Source organism: Vibrio sp. 1159, assembly GCF_033340395.1.
Lineage (GTDB): Bacteria > Pseudomonadota > Gammaproteobacteria > Enterobacterales > Vibrionaceae > Vibrio > Vibrio alginolyticus.
Genome location: NZ_JAWOWL010000018.1, coordinates 39,407 through 55,248, shown reverse-complemented (window position 1 = coordinate 55,248; position 15,842 = coordinate 39,407). Strand labels below are relative to the sequence as shown.

The 15,842-nt window shown below is 46.0% G+C and carries 16 protein-coding genes; 3 read left to right on the top strand and 13 right to left on the bottom strand.

All coding sequences use genetic code 11. The annotated features are described in order from the left end of the window. Positions 1 to 97 precede the first annotated feature (97 nt). The 3 genes from thiI to pomA form a co-directional block, all read right to left on the bottom strand. Positions 98 to 1,546 carry a tRNA uracil 4-sulfurtransferase ThiI gene (gene thiI, locus R7127_RS15035; protein ID WP_005383617.1) on the bottom strand — a complete coding sequence of 483 codons (1,449 nt, stop codon included), beginning with the start codon at positions 1,544 to 1,546 and terminating at the stop codon, positions 98 to 100. A 211-nt stretch (positions 1,547 to 1,757) separates the two neighbouring features. Beyond that, complete coding sequence (locus R7127_RS15030) at positions 1,758 to 2,705, bottom strand: flagellar motor protein MotB (RefSeq protein WP_172563358.1); 948 nt, start codon at positions 2,703 to 2,705, stop codon at positions 1,758 to 1,760. A gap of 14 nt (positions 2,706 to 2,719) precedes the next feature. Beyond that, complete coding sequence (gene pomA / locus R7127_RS15025) at positions 2,720 to 3,481, bottom strand: flagellar motor protein PomA (protein ID WP_005381564.1); 762 nt, start codon at positions 3,479 to 3,481, stop codon at positions 2,720 to 2,722. Positions 3,482 to 3,744: 263 nt separating this feature from the next. Between pomA and xseB the strand changes: the two genes are divergently transcribed. Genes xseB through dxs form a run of 3 tightly spaced genes read left to right on the top strand, consistent with a single transcriptional unit; the run spans position 3,745 to position 6,779 of the window. Next, positions 3,745 to 3,987, top strand: coding sequence for an exodeoxyribonuclease VII small subunit (xseB, locus tag R7127_RS15020; protein WP_005381566.1), 243 nt, complete (start codon positions 3,745 to 3,747; stop codon positions 3,985 to 3,987). Between the two features lie 21 nt (positions 3,988 to 4,008). Next, positions 4,009 to 4,893, top strand: coding sequence for a (2E,6E)-farnesyl diphosphate synthase (ispA, locus tag R7127_RS15015; RefSeq protein ID WP_005383621.1), 885 nt, complete (start codon positions 4,009 to 4,011; stop codon positions 4,891 to 4,893). 20 nt (positions 4,894 to 4,913) lie between these two features. Beyond that, the gene (gene dxs, locus R7127_RS15010; RefSeq protein WP_167415051.1) at positions 4,914 to 6,779 is read left to right on the top strand and encodes a 1-deoxy-D-xylulose-5-phosphate synthase; all 1,866 of its coding nucleotides are present in this window, start codon (positions 4,914 to 4,916) and stop codon (positions 6,777 to 6,779) included. 58 nt (positions 6,780 to 6,837) lie between these two features. Here dxs and pgpA read toward each other — a convergent pair whose 3' ends face one another. The 10 genes from pgpA to proB form a co-directional block, all read right to left on the bottom strand. After that, a complete protein-coding gene (gene pgpA, locus R7127_RS15005) occupies positions 6,838 to 7,344 on the bottom strand; it encodes a phosphatidylglycerophosphatase A (protein ID WP_005381569.1) in 507 nt (168 codons plus the stop codon). Positions 7,345 to 7,435: 91 nt separating this feature from the next. Further along, positions 7,436 to 8,401, bottom strand: a complete 966-nt coding sequence (gene thiL, locus R7127_RS15000) for a thiamine-phosphate kinase (RefSeq protein WP_005381570.1) — start codon at positions 8,399 to 8,401, stop codon at positions 7,436 to 7,438. Between the two features lie 78 nt (positions 8,402 to 8,479). Beyond that, on the bottom strand, positions 8,480 to 8,947 hold the full coding sequence (gene nusB, locus R7127_RS14995) for a transcription antitermination factor NusB (RefSeq protein WP_005381571.1): 468 nt from the start codon (positions 8,945 to 8,947) through the stop codon (positions 8,480 to 8,482). Then, a complete protein-coding gene (ribE, locus tag R7127_RS14990) occupies positions 8,947 to 9,417 on the bottom strand; it encodes a 6,7-dimethyl-8-ribityllumazine synthase (RefSeq protein WP_005381572.1) in 471 nt (156 codons plus the stop codon). The genes nusB and ribE overlap by 1 nt, the downstream gene beginning before the upstream one ends. Positions 9,418 to 9,586: 169 nt before the next feature. Continuing rightward, positions 9,587 to 10,696 (bottom strand): bifunctional 3,4-dihydroxy-2-butanone-4-phosphate synthase/GTP cyclohydrolase II, encoded by a 1,110-nt coding sequence (gene ribBA / locus R7127_RS14985; protein ID WP_005381573.1) that lies wholly within the window; start codon positions 10,694 to 10,696, stop codon positions 9,587 to 9,589. 173 nt (positions 10,697 to 10,869) lie between these two features. After that, complete coding sequence (locus R7127_RS14980) at positions 10,870 to 11,523, bottom strand: riboflavin synthase (RefSeq protein WP_053306528.1); 654 nt, start codon at positions 11,521 to 11,523, stop codon at positions 10,870 to 10,872. Positions 11,524 to 11,531: 8 nt separating this feature from the next. Next, a complete protein-coding gene (gene ribD / locus R7127_RS14975; RefSeq protein ID WP_053306529.1) occupies positions 11,532 to 12,659 on the bottom strand; it encodes a bifunctional diaminohydroxyphosphoribosylaminopyrimidine deaminase/5-amino-6-(5-phosphoribosylamino)uracil reductase RibD in 1,128 nt (375 codons plus the stop codon). Positions 12,660 to 12,666: 7 nt separating this feature from the next. Next, the gene (gene nrdR, locus R7127_RS14970) at positions 12,667 to 13,116 is read right to left on the bottom strand and encodes a transcriptional regulator NrdR (protein WP_005381578.1); all 450 of its coding nucleotides are present in this window, start codon (positions 13,114 to 13,116) and stop codon (positions 12,667 to 12,669) included. 205 nt (positions 13,117 to 13,321) lie between these two features. Then, positions 13,322 to 14,572, bottom strand: coding sequence for a glutamate-5-semialdehyde dehydrogenase (locus R7127_RS14965; protein ID WP_031780851.1), 1,251 nt, complete (start codon positions 14,570 to 14,572; stop codon positions 13,322 to 13,324). Positions 14,573 to 14,589: 17 nt separating this feature from the next. Continuing rightward, on the bottom strand, positions 14,590 to 15,729 hold the full coding sequence (gene proB / locus R7127_RS14960; RefSeq protein WP_005383771.1) for a glutamate 5-kinase: 1,140 nt from the start codon (positions 15,727 to 15,729) through the stop codon (positions 14,590 to 14,592). Between the last annotated feature and the right edge of the window lie 113 nt (positions 15,730 to 15,842).

The window sequence follows — 15,842 nt, the reverse complement described above, 5'->3', positions numbered from 1 at the left end:
ATTATGCTAAGTAATGGTTGTCTGTAACGCGATCAAAAACAAAAAAGGCGCAAATTGATGTCTCAATTTGCGCCTTTTAACGTATTTTATCAGTCAGCTATGGACGGTAAACTTTTACGTTGCTGAAGCCTTGCTCTTGCAAGTAAAGCGCTTGCAGACGGCTCATCACACCGCGGTCACAGTAAAGTAAGTATGTCTTAGACTGGTCTAAGTCACCAAACTGTGTACCCAGCTTGTAGAAAGGGATATGTTTCACATCCACACCTTCGATTTCAAGTGGGTTATCGTCTTCCTCTTCAGGACTACGAATATCTAGCACAACCGCGTGCTCTTCTACCGCTTGAACTTGCTCTACTTCTGGTGCGGCTTGCTCAGACTCTTTCGCGATATCACGAATGTCCATCATGCGAGCTTCTTGAACCACTTGCTCAAGGATACTAAAGTCGAATTTCTCTTCTTCAGCTTCTAGCTTGCCTTTCACCGCTTTCACGGTTGGCTTCTTAGAGATAACACCACAGTATTCTGGCATTGTCTTTGCGAAATCTTCTGTGCCGATTTCACGTGCTAGATTGATGATGTCTTCTTTATCCCAGTTGATAAGTGGACGCAGAATCAGCGTGTCAGTTACGTTGTCGATATGGCGTAGATTGGTTAGCGTTTGGCTCGATACTTGACCTAGCGCTTCACCTGTTACCAATGCTTCGATCTTCATCTTCTGAGCGATCATGCCTGCTGCACGCATAAACATACGCTTCAAGATCACGCCCATTTGGCCGTCATCGACTTTCTCTAGGATTTCCGCAACCACAGGTTCGAAATCAACTGAGATAAAACGTACTTTTGCTGAAGAACCGTATTTGTTCCATAGGTAGTGAGAAACCTGCTTAACGCCGATTTCGTGTGCTGGACCACCTAAGTTAAAGAAGCAGTAATGTACTTTTGAACCACGCTTGATATGAAGATAGCTTGAAACACCAGAGTCGAAACCACCCGAGATCAGGCTTAACACGTCTTCTTGCGTACCCAGAGGGAAACCACCTAGGCCTTTATGACGAGACAACACTTGGTTTAGCTTGTCGTTCGAGACTTCTACCTTGATCGTCACGTCTGGGTTTCGTAGCTTAACACTAGCGCTTTCAATCGCTTGATTTAAACCACCGCCTACATAACGCTCTAGTTCAATAGAGGTAAAGTCATGCTTGCCACGACGCTTCGCACGTACAACAAAGGTTTTATTTTCGAGTGCAGCACGGTTGAGTTCTAGCACTTGCTCGAAGATATCGTGCAAGTCTTTAAATTCAGTTTGCTTCACTTCCAGTACGTGGTGAATGCCTGGTGTATGAGTCAAAACCTCAAGAACTTCAGCGTGGAATTCGTTACTCTCAGAGGTCACTTCAATGTGATCACGACGGTTAAATACCGCGACAGACTCCGTGCGGCTCTTAATGATGTTACGAATGTTGCACTCTAAAATCTTTGTGAAGCGCTTACGCACAGATTCACTTTTTACAAAAATTTCTGGATGGGGCTTTACAATAAATTTCATAGTCTAATTCGCAGGTTAGTTTCGCAATCAACAAAGAGTGACACTCAACTTCAATACTTCATACGCAGTAAAACCGCGTTTCAGTCACAAAAAGTAGTCTGAGCTCACTTTTAAGGCGCAAGATTATACACCCAAGCGGATTGGAAAAACAAAAAAAGCGAGCAATCTGCTCGCTTTCTTATCTCTTTACTGACTTAAAACTAAAGCCTAGTTATTGAATTACCGGCACTTCTTCGCTGTAGAGAGGCTCGCCTTGCATAATGCTGATTTCAACCCGTCGGTTAAGTGCGCGATTGTCATCAGAATCATTCGGTAACAAGGGCTCAGTATCCGCCATGCCTCGTACTCTTAAACGTTGATGAGAGAAGCCTCTCACTTTCTCCATCTCTTGCGCGACTGATACTGCGCGCTGAGAAGAGAGATCCCAGTTAGAACGATAAAGCTCCGAATCTAGCGGTCGATTGTCTGTATGGCCAGATACTCGAACAATGCCTGGCACATCTTTTACTAGCTCTGCAATCTGACGAACTAAAGGGCGAAACTTAGGCTGCAAGAAGGCCGAACCTTCTGGGAATGCACCTTTTTCACGCATACGTATAACAATCTGCTGACCGAGGTTTTCAACTTCAATGGCGCCTTGTTCAATCTCTCGTTCTAAGGCTTTCTTGATGCTTTCCATCAAGGTTTCCATCTCTTGCGACATATCTTTAGATTGCTGTTGTTGCATGTCCGCTTCGGCAGACTCATTGTTTTGAGTTGACGTTTCTGGCGATTGCCCACCCGTTAACTTGCCTTCATCACGTTTTGTGCCTCCAGCTCGATCAGACTCTCCTTCATGGAATTCAAGCGTCTGCTGAGTGATGTCCATGGTTTGCTGCATGATAACATCAATCGGAGTTGGTTCCGGCCGACCCGGTCGAAACTCTTGGGCAATAATGCTAGTGCCTTTGGGAATGTCTTTCACTTCAAGCTGATTTTGCACACCGAAGGCAAATTTCATTGATCCTGCAATTTGTTTGAACTTCAGTACATCCATCTCAGAAAACGAGAGCAGAAGAACAAAGAAACACATCAGCAGCGACATCAAATCTGCGAATGTCCCCATCCATAACGGGAGGCCAGGTGGCGGACAATCGCATTTGTTATCTTCATCATCCATCACGACTCTCCAAGTTACTCGTCAATCTCAAGGGCACGTTTACCTTCATTGAGGTAGTTCTTCAAGTAACTATCGATCACTCGCGGGTTTTGGCCATCTTGAATCGCTAATACGCCATCCATGATCAAACGGCGATTTAGCGTTTCTTGGTCACGGCGAAGAGAAAGTTTATCCGCAATAGGGAAAAACACCATATTGGACAGGATCGCGCCATACAATGTGGTCAAGAGTGCAACGGCCATTGCTGGTCCAATCGCTTTAGGGTCATCCATGTTTGAAAGCATCGCAACAAGACCAACCAAGGTGCCAATCATTCCCATCGCAGGAGCAACGTCGCCAAAGGCGCGAAATACACCAGTACCTTGCGTATGTCGTTCATCCGTAAGCGCGATGTCTTTTTTGAGTGCCGCTCTCACAACGTCGGCATCATGGCCATCAACCAGTAGATCAATGCCTTTCTGCATGAATGTGTTGTTTATTTCCATCTCTTCAAGAGCAAGAAAACCACCTTTACGCGCCGCATCGGCCATTTCCACAATTTTTGCGATCAGGTCTTCGGGTTCATCCGCTTTAAACATGAAGGCTTTGCCAGCAATCTTTGTCGCACCAAAAAACTGTCCCATTGTGAACTTCATCAACACGACGAATATTGAGCCACCAACGACAATAAGGATCGACGTGACATCGACAAACATGCCGATGCTGCCACCAAGCACCATCGCCATAATGACGAATGCAAAACCACCAATCAAACCTAATAGGGTTGCTAAATCCACAAAGCACTCCTCACGCTATACTCAAATACTGCCATTGGGCGGATTATTACCTGTATCGACAACTCGCGCAGAATTTTTAGAAAAATCTTAGCTAATGGATCACAAATTACACTTAACAACCTCAACCAAAATATGGGGTTTCATCGCTTAGACTCGTTGAACGCTAATTTTGTGACAATTATATAAGGTTAAATTTGACCAAGTTACTAGGCTAAGGTAACTTTCGTGCATCTTACCCGAGGCTTGATTAAGGCAGAAAAAAGATGGCGGTCAAGAAACCAGAAAACATGACCTTTGAAGCAACCATTGAAGAGCTTGATAGCTTGGTTGATCAATTAGAAAATGGCGATCTTGCTCTAGATGATGCCCTGCGTAAGTTTGAACGAGGCATTGCCTTAGCTCGTGCAGGCCAAACTAAATTAAGCGACGCCGAACAGCGCGTGAGCATTCTTCTTAGTGAAGATGATGAAGCACCACTGAGTGACTTCAAACCAGATTCAGAATAACAATCAGTAGTGAGCAATGTGATGCAACAGACATTGACGTCTTTTCAACAAAGAAACAATCAGCAATTGAATTTGTGGCTCGATCAGCTTCCATATCAAGAGCAGCCATTGATTCAAGCAATGAAATACGGCCTTTTGCTAGGTGGGAAACGCGTTCGCCCTTTTCTTGTTTACATCACAGGTCAAATGCTCGGCTGTAAACCTGAAGACTTAGACACCCCCGCCGCTGCTATCGAATGTATACATGCCTACTCACTCATTCATGATGATCTGCCAGCCATGGACGATGATGAACTGCGTCGAGGTCAACCAACTTGTCATATTAAGTTTGATGAAGCAACCGCAATACTGACAGGTGATGCACTACAAACCCTTGCCTTCACTATTATTGCTGATGGTCAATTAAGCCCGGCGGCAGAAGCTCAACGCATCAACATGATCAAAGCCTTAGCGCATTCCTCTGGTGCCAGCGGCATGTGTGTAGGGCAAGCCTTAGATTTAGGCGCGGAAAATCGCCAAGTTTCTCTTGAAGAAATGGAAGAGATACACCGTAAAAAAACCGGAGCTCTGATTGATTGTGCGGTAAAATTAGGTGCATTAGCTGCTGGTGAGAAAGGTATCGAGGTTCTACCTCACTTGGAGCGCTACTCAAAAGCAATTGGTTTGGCGTTTCAGGTTCAAGACGATATTCTTGATATCATCAGTGACACAGAAACACTGGGTAAGCCTCAAGGTTCCGACCAAGGTCTGAATAAGAGCACTTATCCTTCCCTGCTGGGTTTAGAGGGAGCCATAGAGAAAGCTCACACTCTGTTACAGGAAGCACTTCAAGCATTGGAAGCTATCCCATACAATACTCAGTTACTCGAAGAGTTCGCCCGATATGTCATCGAGCGCAAAAATTAACACTATAAGCGCGCATTTATATGACTCTTGATATTTCAAAGTACCCAACACTGGCGTTAGCAAATACACCGGAAGAATTACGTCTTCTTCCGAAAGAAACATTACCAAATCTGTGTGATGAACTGCGAACGTATCTGCTAAATTCAGTGAGCCAATCTAGCGGACACTTAGCGTCTGGCTTAGGCACCGTAGAGCTAACTGTCGCTCTGCATTATGTTTACAACACCCCTATCGACAAATTGATCTGGGATGTTGGTCATCAGGCTTACCCGCACAAAATCCTCACCGGACGTCGCGATAAAATGCCAACAATTCGCCAAAAGGATGGTCTACACCCTTTCCCTTGGCGTGAAGAAAGTGAATATGACACCTTATCTGTCGGCCACTCTTCGACATCGATTAGTGCAGGTCTTGGCATGGCCATCAGCGCACAAAAAGAAGGTAAAGGTCGCAAAATCGTCAGTGTGATTGGTGATGGCGCAATTACAGCAGGCATGGCATTCGAAGCCATGAACCACGCTGGCGACGTTCATCCTGATATGTTGGTGATTTTGAACGACAACGAAATGTCGATTTCAGAAAACGTCGGCGCCCTGAATAACCACCTTGCAAAGGTACTTTCTGGTAGCTTATACACTTCTATCCGTGAAGGCGGTAAGAAAGTGCTGTCTGGTGTTCCACCTATTAAAGAGTTGGTTCGCCGTACGGAAGAGCACCTAAAAGGCATGGTGGTGCCTGGTACTCTGTTCGAAGAGTTCGGCTTTAATTACATTGGCCCGGTTGATGGGCACGACGTCAATGAACTCGTCAAAACGCTGAAAAATATGCGTGAGCTCAAAGGTCCTCAATTCCTACACATCATGACCAAGAAAGGCAAAGGTTATGAGCCTGCCGAGAAAGATCCTATCGGCTACCATGCAGTGCCGAAGTTCGCACCGGCAAACAATAGCTTACCGAAGAGCAGTGGCGGTAAGCCAACTTACTCAAAGATCTTCGGTGACTTTTTATGTGACATGGCGGCCCAAGATCCTAAGCTAATGGCAATTACGCCAGCAATGCGCGAAGGATCAGGTATGGTGCGTTTCTCAAAAGAGTACCCAGACCAATACTTTGATGTGGCGATTGCTGAGCAGCACGCAGTGACACTGGCAACAGGCATGGCAATTGCGGGCGATCATCCAATCGTTGCTATCTATTCGACTTTCTTGCAACGTGGTTATGACCAGCTGATCCACGATATCGCGATCATGGACTTACCAGTGATGTTTGCGATCGACCGCGCAGGTCTCGTTGGCGCAGATGGTCAAACTCACCAAGGTGCGTTCGATTTGAGCTTTATGCGCTGTATTCCGAACATGGTGATCATGGCGCCAAGCGACGAAAACGAGTGCCGACAAATGCTTTACACTGGCCATAAGCATTCTGGCCCGAGTGCGGTTCGATACCCTCGTGGTAGCGGCATGGGCGTAGAAATCGAAACTGAGTTTACGGCGTTAGAAATCGGTAAAGGACGCATGGTTCGCCAAGGTGAAAAAGTTGCTATTCTGAACTTTGGTACTTTCTTGGGCAACGCGCTAGAAGCGGCAGAATACCTTAACGCCACTGTTGCTGATATGCGCTTTGTGAAACCGCTCGATGAGGCATTAATTCGTCAACTAGCCGCAGATCATGACGTGCTCGTGACGTTAGAAGAAAATGTTATCGCTGGTGGTGCTGGTGCTGGTGTCGTTGAGTTCATGATGAAAGATAAAATCATCAAACCTGTGTTGAACCTAGGTTTACCAGATGAGTTTATTCATCAGGGAACACAAGATGAACTGCATGAAGAGCTTGGTCTCGATGCAAAAGGAATCGAAAAATCCATCTTGGATTATTTAGCAAAATAGCATGTAAAAAGGGATGCTCATGGCATCCCTTTTTTACGTCCAGTGTTTAGTTCATGGTTTAATTCATCCAGCCAGCGTATTTTGCGACTAGAAACAGGGCAACACCAGCCATAATTCCCGCCACGATATCATCAACCATAATACCCAGCCCACCGTGAACTCGCTTATCTAGCCACCCAATTGGCCAAGGTTTTACCATATCGAAAAAACGAAATAAGATGAAGCCAGTGATCAACCACTTCCATTCAGTGAGTGGAATATTCAGTGCAGGTACAATGCTCATCGTAATCCAAAAGCCCGCAAACTCATCCCATACGATTGAACCATGATCATGTACTTTCATGTCTGCAGACGTCACTTGGCATATTTGAATGCCGATCACACACGAAATCAGAACAACAATGACATACGCCGTAAATGGTAATTGTGCCAACAGCAAAAAGAAAGGCACGGCCGCCAGTGTGCCCATTGTTCCAGGGATAAACGGGGATAATCCACTGCCAAAACCCGTCGCCAATAGATGCCACGGATTCTTTAATGAAATCAGAGAAAGAGGGTTGGTCATATCCTTAAACCTATACTGCTAGTTTGGTTTCAATCGTCATGCCTGCGAGTTACTCAATAGTAACAGGCTCTTGGCTAGAGCTTAGCTCAGATCATTTAAAGTGGTCGAAGCCACTTAAGTCCCAATCAAGTGGTTGATTGTTATCATGCAGCTCGAAGGTTCCATTTGGTCGGATTTGACCAATACATGTGACCTTACAGCCAGTATGAGATAAAGCGCTTTGTAACGAGCCTCGATTTTGCTCCGGCACGGTAAAACACAACTCGTATTCTTCGCCACTTGCTAAAGCATACTGCTGCGCGCTGATCTTATCATCTAAAAACTGGACTAATTCTGAAGAGATCGGTAGCTGAGAGACATCAATACTAACCCCAACCTGAGATCGCTGTAAAATGTGCTTAATATCAGAGATTAAACCATCTGAAATATCTATCGCCGACGAGGCTAAGCCAACAAGAGCTTGTCCAGCAAGCACACGCGGAGAACTAAGGTAATGAGCTCGCTCTAGTGCTTCCGCGCCGGCTCTACTGCGCAGAGAGTCATCTAGAATCACATCCAAGCCAGCTTTTGCATCGCCAAGGTTTCCCGTTACGTATACCCAATCCCCAGGCTTGGCGCCGGATCGCGTGAGCGCTTTGTCTTCAGGTACAAAACCTTGCACCGTCAGTGTCAGACACAATGGGCCTTTGGTGGTATCACCGCCTATTAACTGAATACCATAGTAATCAGCCAGTTCGAAAAATGCATCACAGAAAGGTGCAAGCCATTCTTCATCTGGCTCAGGCATCGTTAATGCAAAGCTCACCCACGCAGGCGTTGCGCCCATCGCCGCCAAATCACTGATGTTAGAAGCCAATGCTTTGTGTGCGACCCATGCTGGGTTCGCGTCGGCTAAGAAATGCGTTCCAGCTACCAATGTATCCGTGCTAATCGCAATCTGAACATTAGCTGGCGCTTTGACCAAAGCGCAATCATCACCAGCGGCTAGATGGACATCTTTACGTTGGCTCTGACGACCGACGAAGTATTTGTCTATCAGATTAAATTCACCAGACATAATTCACTTACTTTTTGATGTAAAAGCTTTTGATACAAAAAAGGTCAGCATGTGCTGACCTTTTCATTGAAGAAATCGTTATTTCTTACGAATGTGAGGTGCTGCTTTATCAAGTACACCATTCACAAACTTGTGGCTATCTTCTGCTGCGAAAACTTTTGCAAGTTCAATCGCTTCATTGATAACAACTTTGTAAGGAACATCTTCGCGACGAGTCATCTCGTACATAGCAAGGCGAAGAAGAGCAAGTTCCATCATATCTAAATCCTGCATAGGACGAGAGATGTATGGACGAATTTTGCTATCTAGCTCAGCGTGGCTAAGTACAACACCGCTTAATAGTTCACGGAAGTAAGCTACGTCTGTCTCTGGAGCAGCAAGCGCTGGCTCAGATGCATGAAGTTCTTCTTCATCGTATTTGTCGCCAGACAAAAACTGTTCTTCAATCTTGGCAACATTCTCTTTAGTAATTTGCCATGAGTAGATCGCCTGTAGAGCGAATTGACGTGCGTTACGACGTGCGGCTGGTTTCACACTGGCCCCCATTAGGAATCAATTTCAGATAGTACATTAATCATTTCAAGTGCGCTTAGTGCAGCCTCTGCACCTTTATTACCAGCCTTGGTTCCTGCGCGTTCAATCGCTTGATCGATCGTATCAACAGTCAAAACACCAAATGCTACTGGAATGCTGAATTCCATAGACACTTGTGCTAGACCTTTGTTCATTTCACTACAAACATAGTCAAAGTGAGGCGTTCCACCGCGAATAACAGACCCTAGAGAAACAATAGCGTCGAATTTGCCAGTTTTAGCAACACGCTGAGCTACTAGAGGTAGTTCTACGGCACCTGGACAACGCACAACCGTGATGTTGTCTTCGCTTACTTGTCCGTGACGCTTTAGTGTATCGATCGCACCAGAAAGTAGGCTTTCGTTAATAAAACTGTTGAAACGAGAAATAACGATAGCAATTTTTGCATTTGGCGCTGGGAAGCCACCCTCGATCACTTTCATAAGCTTTCCTTTAACTCTATTTATAAGTGAAATATGTTCATCAAGTGAGAATCGCCGGATTCTAGCACAAATTTGTGAGCAATATCTAATGGAAATTGGAGGCAAATCACCGGTTCCTAGCCATTGACGAGTTAAGCACGTCAAAGACTAGGAACTTATTGTTCGGTTGTTACTCGCAGACGTACTCAACAACGTTCAGACCAAAACCACCTAACGCGTGGTACTTTTTGTTGGTCGATGACAGAAGGCGCATATCATGTACACCGAGATCCGCAAGAATCTGTGAACCAACGCCAACACGGCGAGACGTGCCTTGTTTTTTAGCAAGCGTTGGGGCTTCACCTTTGTCTTGCGCTTCGAACATCTTCACGCGATGAATAAGTAGATCGGTCGATTCTTCATGGCCAAGAACAACCAGCACACCGCCTTCTTCACCAATGCGTTTCATTGCCTTATCTAGTGTCCAGCTGCGCTCTGCATTACGATCGCTACGTAGTAAGTCGGTAAAAACGTCTTGAAGATGAACGCGAACCAGTGGCGCTTTTTCTTTCAAATCGCCCTTGCACATTGCGTAGTGCACTTGATTATCAATGGTGTCTTTGTACGTAACTAACGTGAACTCGCCAAACTCTGTCGGTAACTTGCACTCTGCCACACGTTCAATCGTTGTCTCAGTGTTATTGCGGTACTCAATTAGGTCGGCAATAGTGCCCAATTTAATACCGTGCTTCTCTGCAAAGATCTCTAGATCTGGGCGACGAGCCATCGTGCCGTCGTCATTTAAGATCTCAACAATCACCGATGCTGGCTCTAAACCAGCAAGACGAGCCAAATCACAGCCAGCTTCAGTGTGACCTGCACGAGTCAGTACACCGCCGTCTTGAGCTGCGAGAGGGAAGATGTGACCAGGCTGCACTAAATCCGCAGCTTTAGCGTTTGGCGCGACTGCTGCTTGAACGGTACGTGCGCGATCTGCGGCTGAAATACCAGTCGTTACCCCTTCTGCTGCCTCAATCGAAACAGTAAAGTTGGTGGTGTATTGCGCATTATTGTCTTGCACCATTGGTGGCAGACCTAGACTTTCGCAACGATCTTTGGTCATGGTTAAACAAATCAGGCCACGGCCATAGGTTGCCATAAAGTTGATGGCTTCCGGCGTAATATGCTCGGCAGCCATGATCAAGTCACCTTCATTCTCGCGGTCTTCATCATCCATTAGGATGACCATTTTGCCTGCGCGAATATCATCAATAATTTCTTGTGGCGTACTGATTGGCATAGTCTGTTATCCCGTTATTCTAAATTTGTTATTGCGACAGCAATGAAAAATTACGTTGCAGTGAATGCTAGTTAGGTCAATAGTTTGAGCTTTGCATCAAGCAAGTCAATGAATCTCGCGGTGTTCTGTGAGTCTGCTCTTTATCGCATGCCTCACGCAGCCACTCCCAAGACTTATGCAAAACCGTTTTGCTGTAAAAAGTCCATCGTGATACGAGACTCAGCCTTATCTTCTTGTTGTCCTTGCAGTAAACGCTCCATATAACGCGCAAGTACATCAACTTCCAAGTTGACTTTGCGCCCCACTTGAAACTGGTCAATCGTAGTTTCTTCACTCGTATGAGGAACGATCGTCAGCTTAAAAGCATTTTTACGTAAGTCGTTGACGGTTAGGCTAATACCATCAACAGTAATCGAGCCTTTCTCTGCAACGTACTTGCTAATTTCCGCAGGCATTGCAACCCAAAATTCTATCGCACGGCCAACTGAATTGCGTTCGACAATTTCACCAACCCCATCGACATGGCCAGAAACGATATGTCCACCCAATCGCGTTGTTGGCAGCATGGCTTTTTCTAGATTCACCTTATCGCCTACTTGGTATTCAGAAAACCCAGTTTTCTTCAAGGTTTCTAATGACAGATCAGCACTGTAATAGTGGCTTCCGAAGTCAACTACCGTTAAGCAAACACCATTGGTCGCAATGCTATCGCCTAACTTAACGTCTGACATATCAAGCGTACCCGTTTCAACCGTGACGGTGATGTCTTCGCCCTTCGGCGTAATCGCAGCTAACTTGCCAACTGCTTCTACTATTCCTGTAAACATACTATTTCTTATCTAATTTCATTACGTTTTATGGTGGCGGTGATGCGAATGTCTACCCCAACCATACGAACGTCTGTAATGTTTAAATCTATGACGTCAGCCATAGCGCTTAACCCTAAAGCACCTATAAGCCCCCGACCATCGCTGCCCATGAGTTTTGGCGCAAGGTAAACAATGAGCTCATCTACAAGATTAGCCTTTATCATCGCACTCGCTAGCGTAGCTCCAGCTTCAACCCATAAGTGATTGATATGGTGCTCATCCGAGATACGTTTTAATGTCGTTGATAAGTCAATTTGGTCAGCGCTGTCCAATAGAGGGATACAGTCTCCATCAGAGCGAACAATAACTCGTTCTCCATCGGTATGGAACAGCTTGAGCGCATCAGTTAAATGGTTCTGACGGTCTAAGATTACACGTACTGGTTGACGAAGCTCTTCTTGTAAATAATGCGCTTGAACACTATTAGGTAAGTCATCCCAGCGCACATTGAGTGATGCATTATCATCAATCACCGTTTTGCTAGTAGAAAGAATGCCACCACTTATCGCTCGATAACGCTGCACATCTTGGCGGGCCGCTGGGGAGGTGATCCATTGGCTCTGACCATTACTGAGTGCGCTTTGCCCATCCAAACTGGCTGCCATTTTTAATTGAACAAACGGCATGCCTGTACGCATGTACTTTATAAAACCAGGGTTAAGGGCAAGGGCATCTTGCTCTAACAAGCCGATTTGTACTTCAATTCCGGCATCACGTAACATCTGGATGCCGCGACCTGCAACTTTCGGGTTTGGGTCTACCATGGCGCAAACCACACGTGCCACTTTGGCTTTAATCAGCCCTTCGGCACATGGCGGTGTACGGCCGTAATGAGAGCAAGGTTCTAGCGTCACATAAGCGGTTGCACCAACTGCTTTTTCACCCGCCATGCGCATCGCGTGCACTTCGGCATGCGGCTCACCAGCACGATGGTGATAGCCTTCACCGACAATTTCTTCATCACGAACGATGACACACCCTACATTTGGATTAGGGGCGGTGGTATAAATGCCACGTTTCGCTAACTTAATAGCTCGTGACATCATGGCGAAATCTAAATCAGAAAACGCTCTTTCAGGAGTGTGTTGAGTCATGAGCTACTCAGTCTTCTAGGCGGGCAATCTCTTCGCCAAACTCGCGAATATCTTCAAAGCTGCGGTAAACGGAAGCGAAACGAATGTAAGCCACCTTATCGAGCTCTTTGAGCTGGTCCATGACTAAATTACCAATCATTTCACTCGGAACCTCTCGCTCACCCGTCGCACGCAGTTGTGATTTGATCATACTGATCGCTAACTCTATAGAATCGGCACTCACTGGGCGTTTCTCTAAAGCGCGTTGAATACCGCCAACCATTTTATCTTCATCAAATGGTTCACGGTTGCCATTCGATTTGATTACTTTAGGCATCACTAACTCTGCGCTTTCAAACGTAGTGAAACGCTCGCTACACGCCAAGCACTGACGGCGACGTCGAACTTGATGGCCATCAGCCACTAAGCGGGAATCAATAACTTTGGTATCGTTCTCGGAACAAAAAGGACAATGCATATCACCTCCATATCTATACCAAAATAACCTCATGAGCAATCACGGAAACCACGCGTTCATGGTTATACGGACTCTATTAAAGCTATTTGGGTATAACGCTTTCAAACCGAAATAAAAGCTCATGTAGTGTAGCGGAATTGGTATGTTAGACAAAACAAAAAGGGGCGCAAAGGCCCCTTTTTCACTCAAGATCTCGTCGAATGTGTTAACTGCGTGCTAAGTAGTTCGCTTTACCAACCCACTTGTAGCTAGTTAGCTCTTCTAAGCCCATCGGACCGCGTGCATGTAGCTTTTGCGTAGATACTGCGACTTCTGCGCCAAGGCCAAATTGCGCACCGTCTGTAAAGCGCGTTGAAGCATTCACATAAACCGCCGCCGAACCGACAGAATTGATGAACAGTTCTGAGTTTTCCAAGCTATTGGTCATGATCGCATCTGAGTGGCTCGCGTTATGGACACGCATATGATCAATGGCATCTTTCACATCAGACACAACTTTTACACCAAGAGTGTAGCTCAACCATTCCGTATCAAAGTCACCCTCAACAGCATCGCGAATTTGTGTTGCTTGAGCCATCAGTGCTTTTGCCTTAGGCTCTGTCACGAAGGTCACTTTATCGTTCATGCGCTCTACGATCATTGGTAGGAGTTGCGCTGCAATTTTTTCATGCACGAGCAGCGTATCTAATGAGTTACACGCAGATGGACGTTGAACTTTAGAGTTCTCAACCACATTCAGGGATTTCTCTAGATCAGCGGATTCGTCGACAAAGATATGGCTGATACCAAAGCCACCAATAATCACCGGAATCGTGCTGTTTTCTTTACACATTTTGTGTAGGCCAGCACCACCGCGTGGAATGATCATGTCGACGTAATCGTCCAACTTAAGCAATTGAGAAACAAGCTCACGATCTGGTTTTTCAATGTACTGCACAGAAGCGGCAGGAAGGTTCGCCTTTGCGAGCGCAGACTGAATAACCTTCACTAATTCCATATTCGAGAAAAAGGTCTCTTTGCCACCACGTAAAATGCTTGCGTTGCCGGTTTTCAAGCACAACGCTGCGATATCAATGGTTACGTTTGGACGCGCTTCATAAATTACGCCCACGACACCAAGCGGCACGCGACGACGAGACAGTGACATCCCATTTTCCAGTACCTTACTGTCTATTTCGCTGCCTACAGGATCGTTCAGGCTAATGACGTTGCGAACATCATTCGCAATTGCAGTCAATCGTTCTTCGTTAAGCAAAAGGCGATCGAGCAGCGCATCGGTTAAACCCGCTTCACGGCCAAGTTCGATGTCTTTAGCGTTTGCCGCCAAAATAGCAGCAGAGTTTGCTTCTAGCTCATCAGCAATGATGGCTAATGCTTGGTTTTTTTGCGCAGTTGACGCTGTCGCTAATTCGAAAGCTGCATCTTTAGCAGCTTTACCCATATTCGTTAAATCCACTTTGCTTCCCTCTAATTCTATTCCTGAATGACGACCAAATCATCGCGGTGAATCACCTCAGAGCCATAATCATGACCCAAAATAGAGATGATATCTTTACTGTGCTTACCCGTAATTTTAGTTAGGTCATCACTTGAGTAGGCGCTGATGCCACGAGCCACCAACTTACCGTGAGCGTTTGTTACACGCGCTACTTCGCCTCGTGCGAAGTCACCACTAACTTTGATGACCCCTTTAGCAAGTAGGCTACTGCCCTTGCCGACCACAGCATTGACTGCACCATCATCAATAACGATGTCGCCCGATGCCGCAGGTCCCGCTAGAATCCAGCGTTTACGGTTCTCTAAGGCTTCAGCGCAAGGTAGGAAGCGCGTGCCCTGAGGTTCAGCACTTAAAGAGTCAAAGATAACATTCGGCGCACTACCAGCAGCAATAATAACCTCTATACCTGCGCGGCGAGCGATGTCTGCGGCTTGCAGCTTCGTTGCCATACCACCAGTACCCAATGTTGTACCGCTTCCACCTGCGATTTTACGCAGCGTATCGTCGATGGTTTTTACTTCCTTGATAAGCTCTGCGTTCGGATCTTTACGAGGGTCAGCAGTAAACAGACCTTTTTGGTCCGTTAAAAGCAAGAGCTTATCTGCACCACATAAAATGCCTACCAAAGCGGAAAGGTTGTCGTTATCGCCAACTTTAATCTCGCTAGTCGCAACGGCATCATTTTCGTTTACGATAGGAACAATATCGTTCGCAACGAGCGCATTAATAGTGTCACGCGCGTTAAGGAATCGCTCACGATCTTCTAAATCGGCACGGGTTAGTAGCATTTGGCCGATCTTGATACCATAAATACCAAACAAAGACTCCCATGTTTGAATCAAGCGACTCTGCCCCACCGCGGCAAGTAACTGCTTACTCGCCATCTCGTTGGGCAATGCGGGGTAACCAAGATGCTCACGGCCTGCTGCAATCGCACCAGACGAAACCATTACGATTGAATGGCCTTGTTTTTTAAGCTCAGCACACTGGCGTGCTAACTCAACCATGTGTGCACGGTCGAGTGCCAGAGTGCCGCCTGTCAGCACACTTGTACCCAGTTTCACAACGACAGTTTGTGGTTGTGAAACAACTGCATTTTGTTGATTCGTTGTCATGATGTCTTCTGAAGTGAAAAACAAATAAAGAGAGGATGTTTTAACAATCAAATAGGGAATTAACAAGAGAAAAGGTGCGTTTTCGCACCTTTTTGTTTGGTATTAAATGAAAA

Coding starts and splice junctions, on each gene's coding strand:
- proB (WP_005383771.1), bottom strand. CDS start 15,729: ATGACAACGAATCAACAAAATGCAGTTGTTTCACAACCACAAACTGTC.
- ribD (WP_053306529.1), bottom strand. CDS start 12,659: ATGACTCAACACACTCCTGAAAGAGCGTTTTCTGATTTAGATTTCGCC.
- thiL (WP_005381570.1), bottom strand. CDS start 8,401: ATGTCTGGTGAATTTAATCTGATAGACAAATACTTCGTCGGTCGTCAG.
- nusB (WP_005381571.1), bottom strand. CDS start 8,947: ATGGGGGCCAGTGTGAAACCAGCCGCACGTCGTAACGCACGTCAATTC.
- pgpA (WP_005381569.1), bottom strand. CDS start 7,344: ATGACCAACCCTCTTTCTCTGATTTCATTAAAGAATCCGTGGCATCTA.
- ispA (WP_005383621.1), top strand. CDS start 4,009: ATGCAACAGACATTGACGTCTTTTCAACAAAGAAACAATCAGCAATTG.
- R7127_RS15030 (WP_172563358.1), bottom strand. CDS start 2,705: ATGGATGATGAAGATAACAAATGCGATTGTCCGCCACCTGGCCTCCCG.
- thiI (WP_005383617.1), bottom strand. CDS start 1,546: ATGAAATTTATTGTAAAGCCCCATCCAGAAATTTTTGTAAAAAGTGAA.
- dxs (WP_167415051.1), top strand. CDS start 4,914: ATGACTCTTGATATTTCAAAGTACCCAACACTGGCGTTAGCAAATACA.
- nrdR (WP_005381578.1), bottom strand. CDS start 13,116: ATGCATTGTCCTTTTTGTTCCGAGAACGATACCAAAGTTATTGATTCC.
- ribE (WP_005381572.1), bottom strand. CDS start 9,417: ATGAAAGTGATCGAGGGTGGCTTCCCAGCGCCAAATGCAAAAATTGCT.
- R7127_RS14980 (WP_053306528.1), bottom strand. CDS start 11,523: ATGTTTACAGGAATAGTAGAAGCAGTTGGCAAGTTAGCTGCGATTACG.
- xseB (WP_005381566.1), top strand. CDS start 3,745: ATGGCGGTCAAGAAACCAGAAAACATGACCTTTGAAGCAACCATTGAA.
- ribBA (WP_005381573.1), bottom strand. CDS start 10,696: ATGCCAATCAGTACGCCACAAGAAATTATTGATGATATTCGCGCAGGC.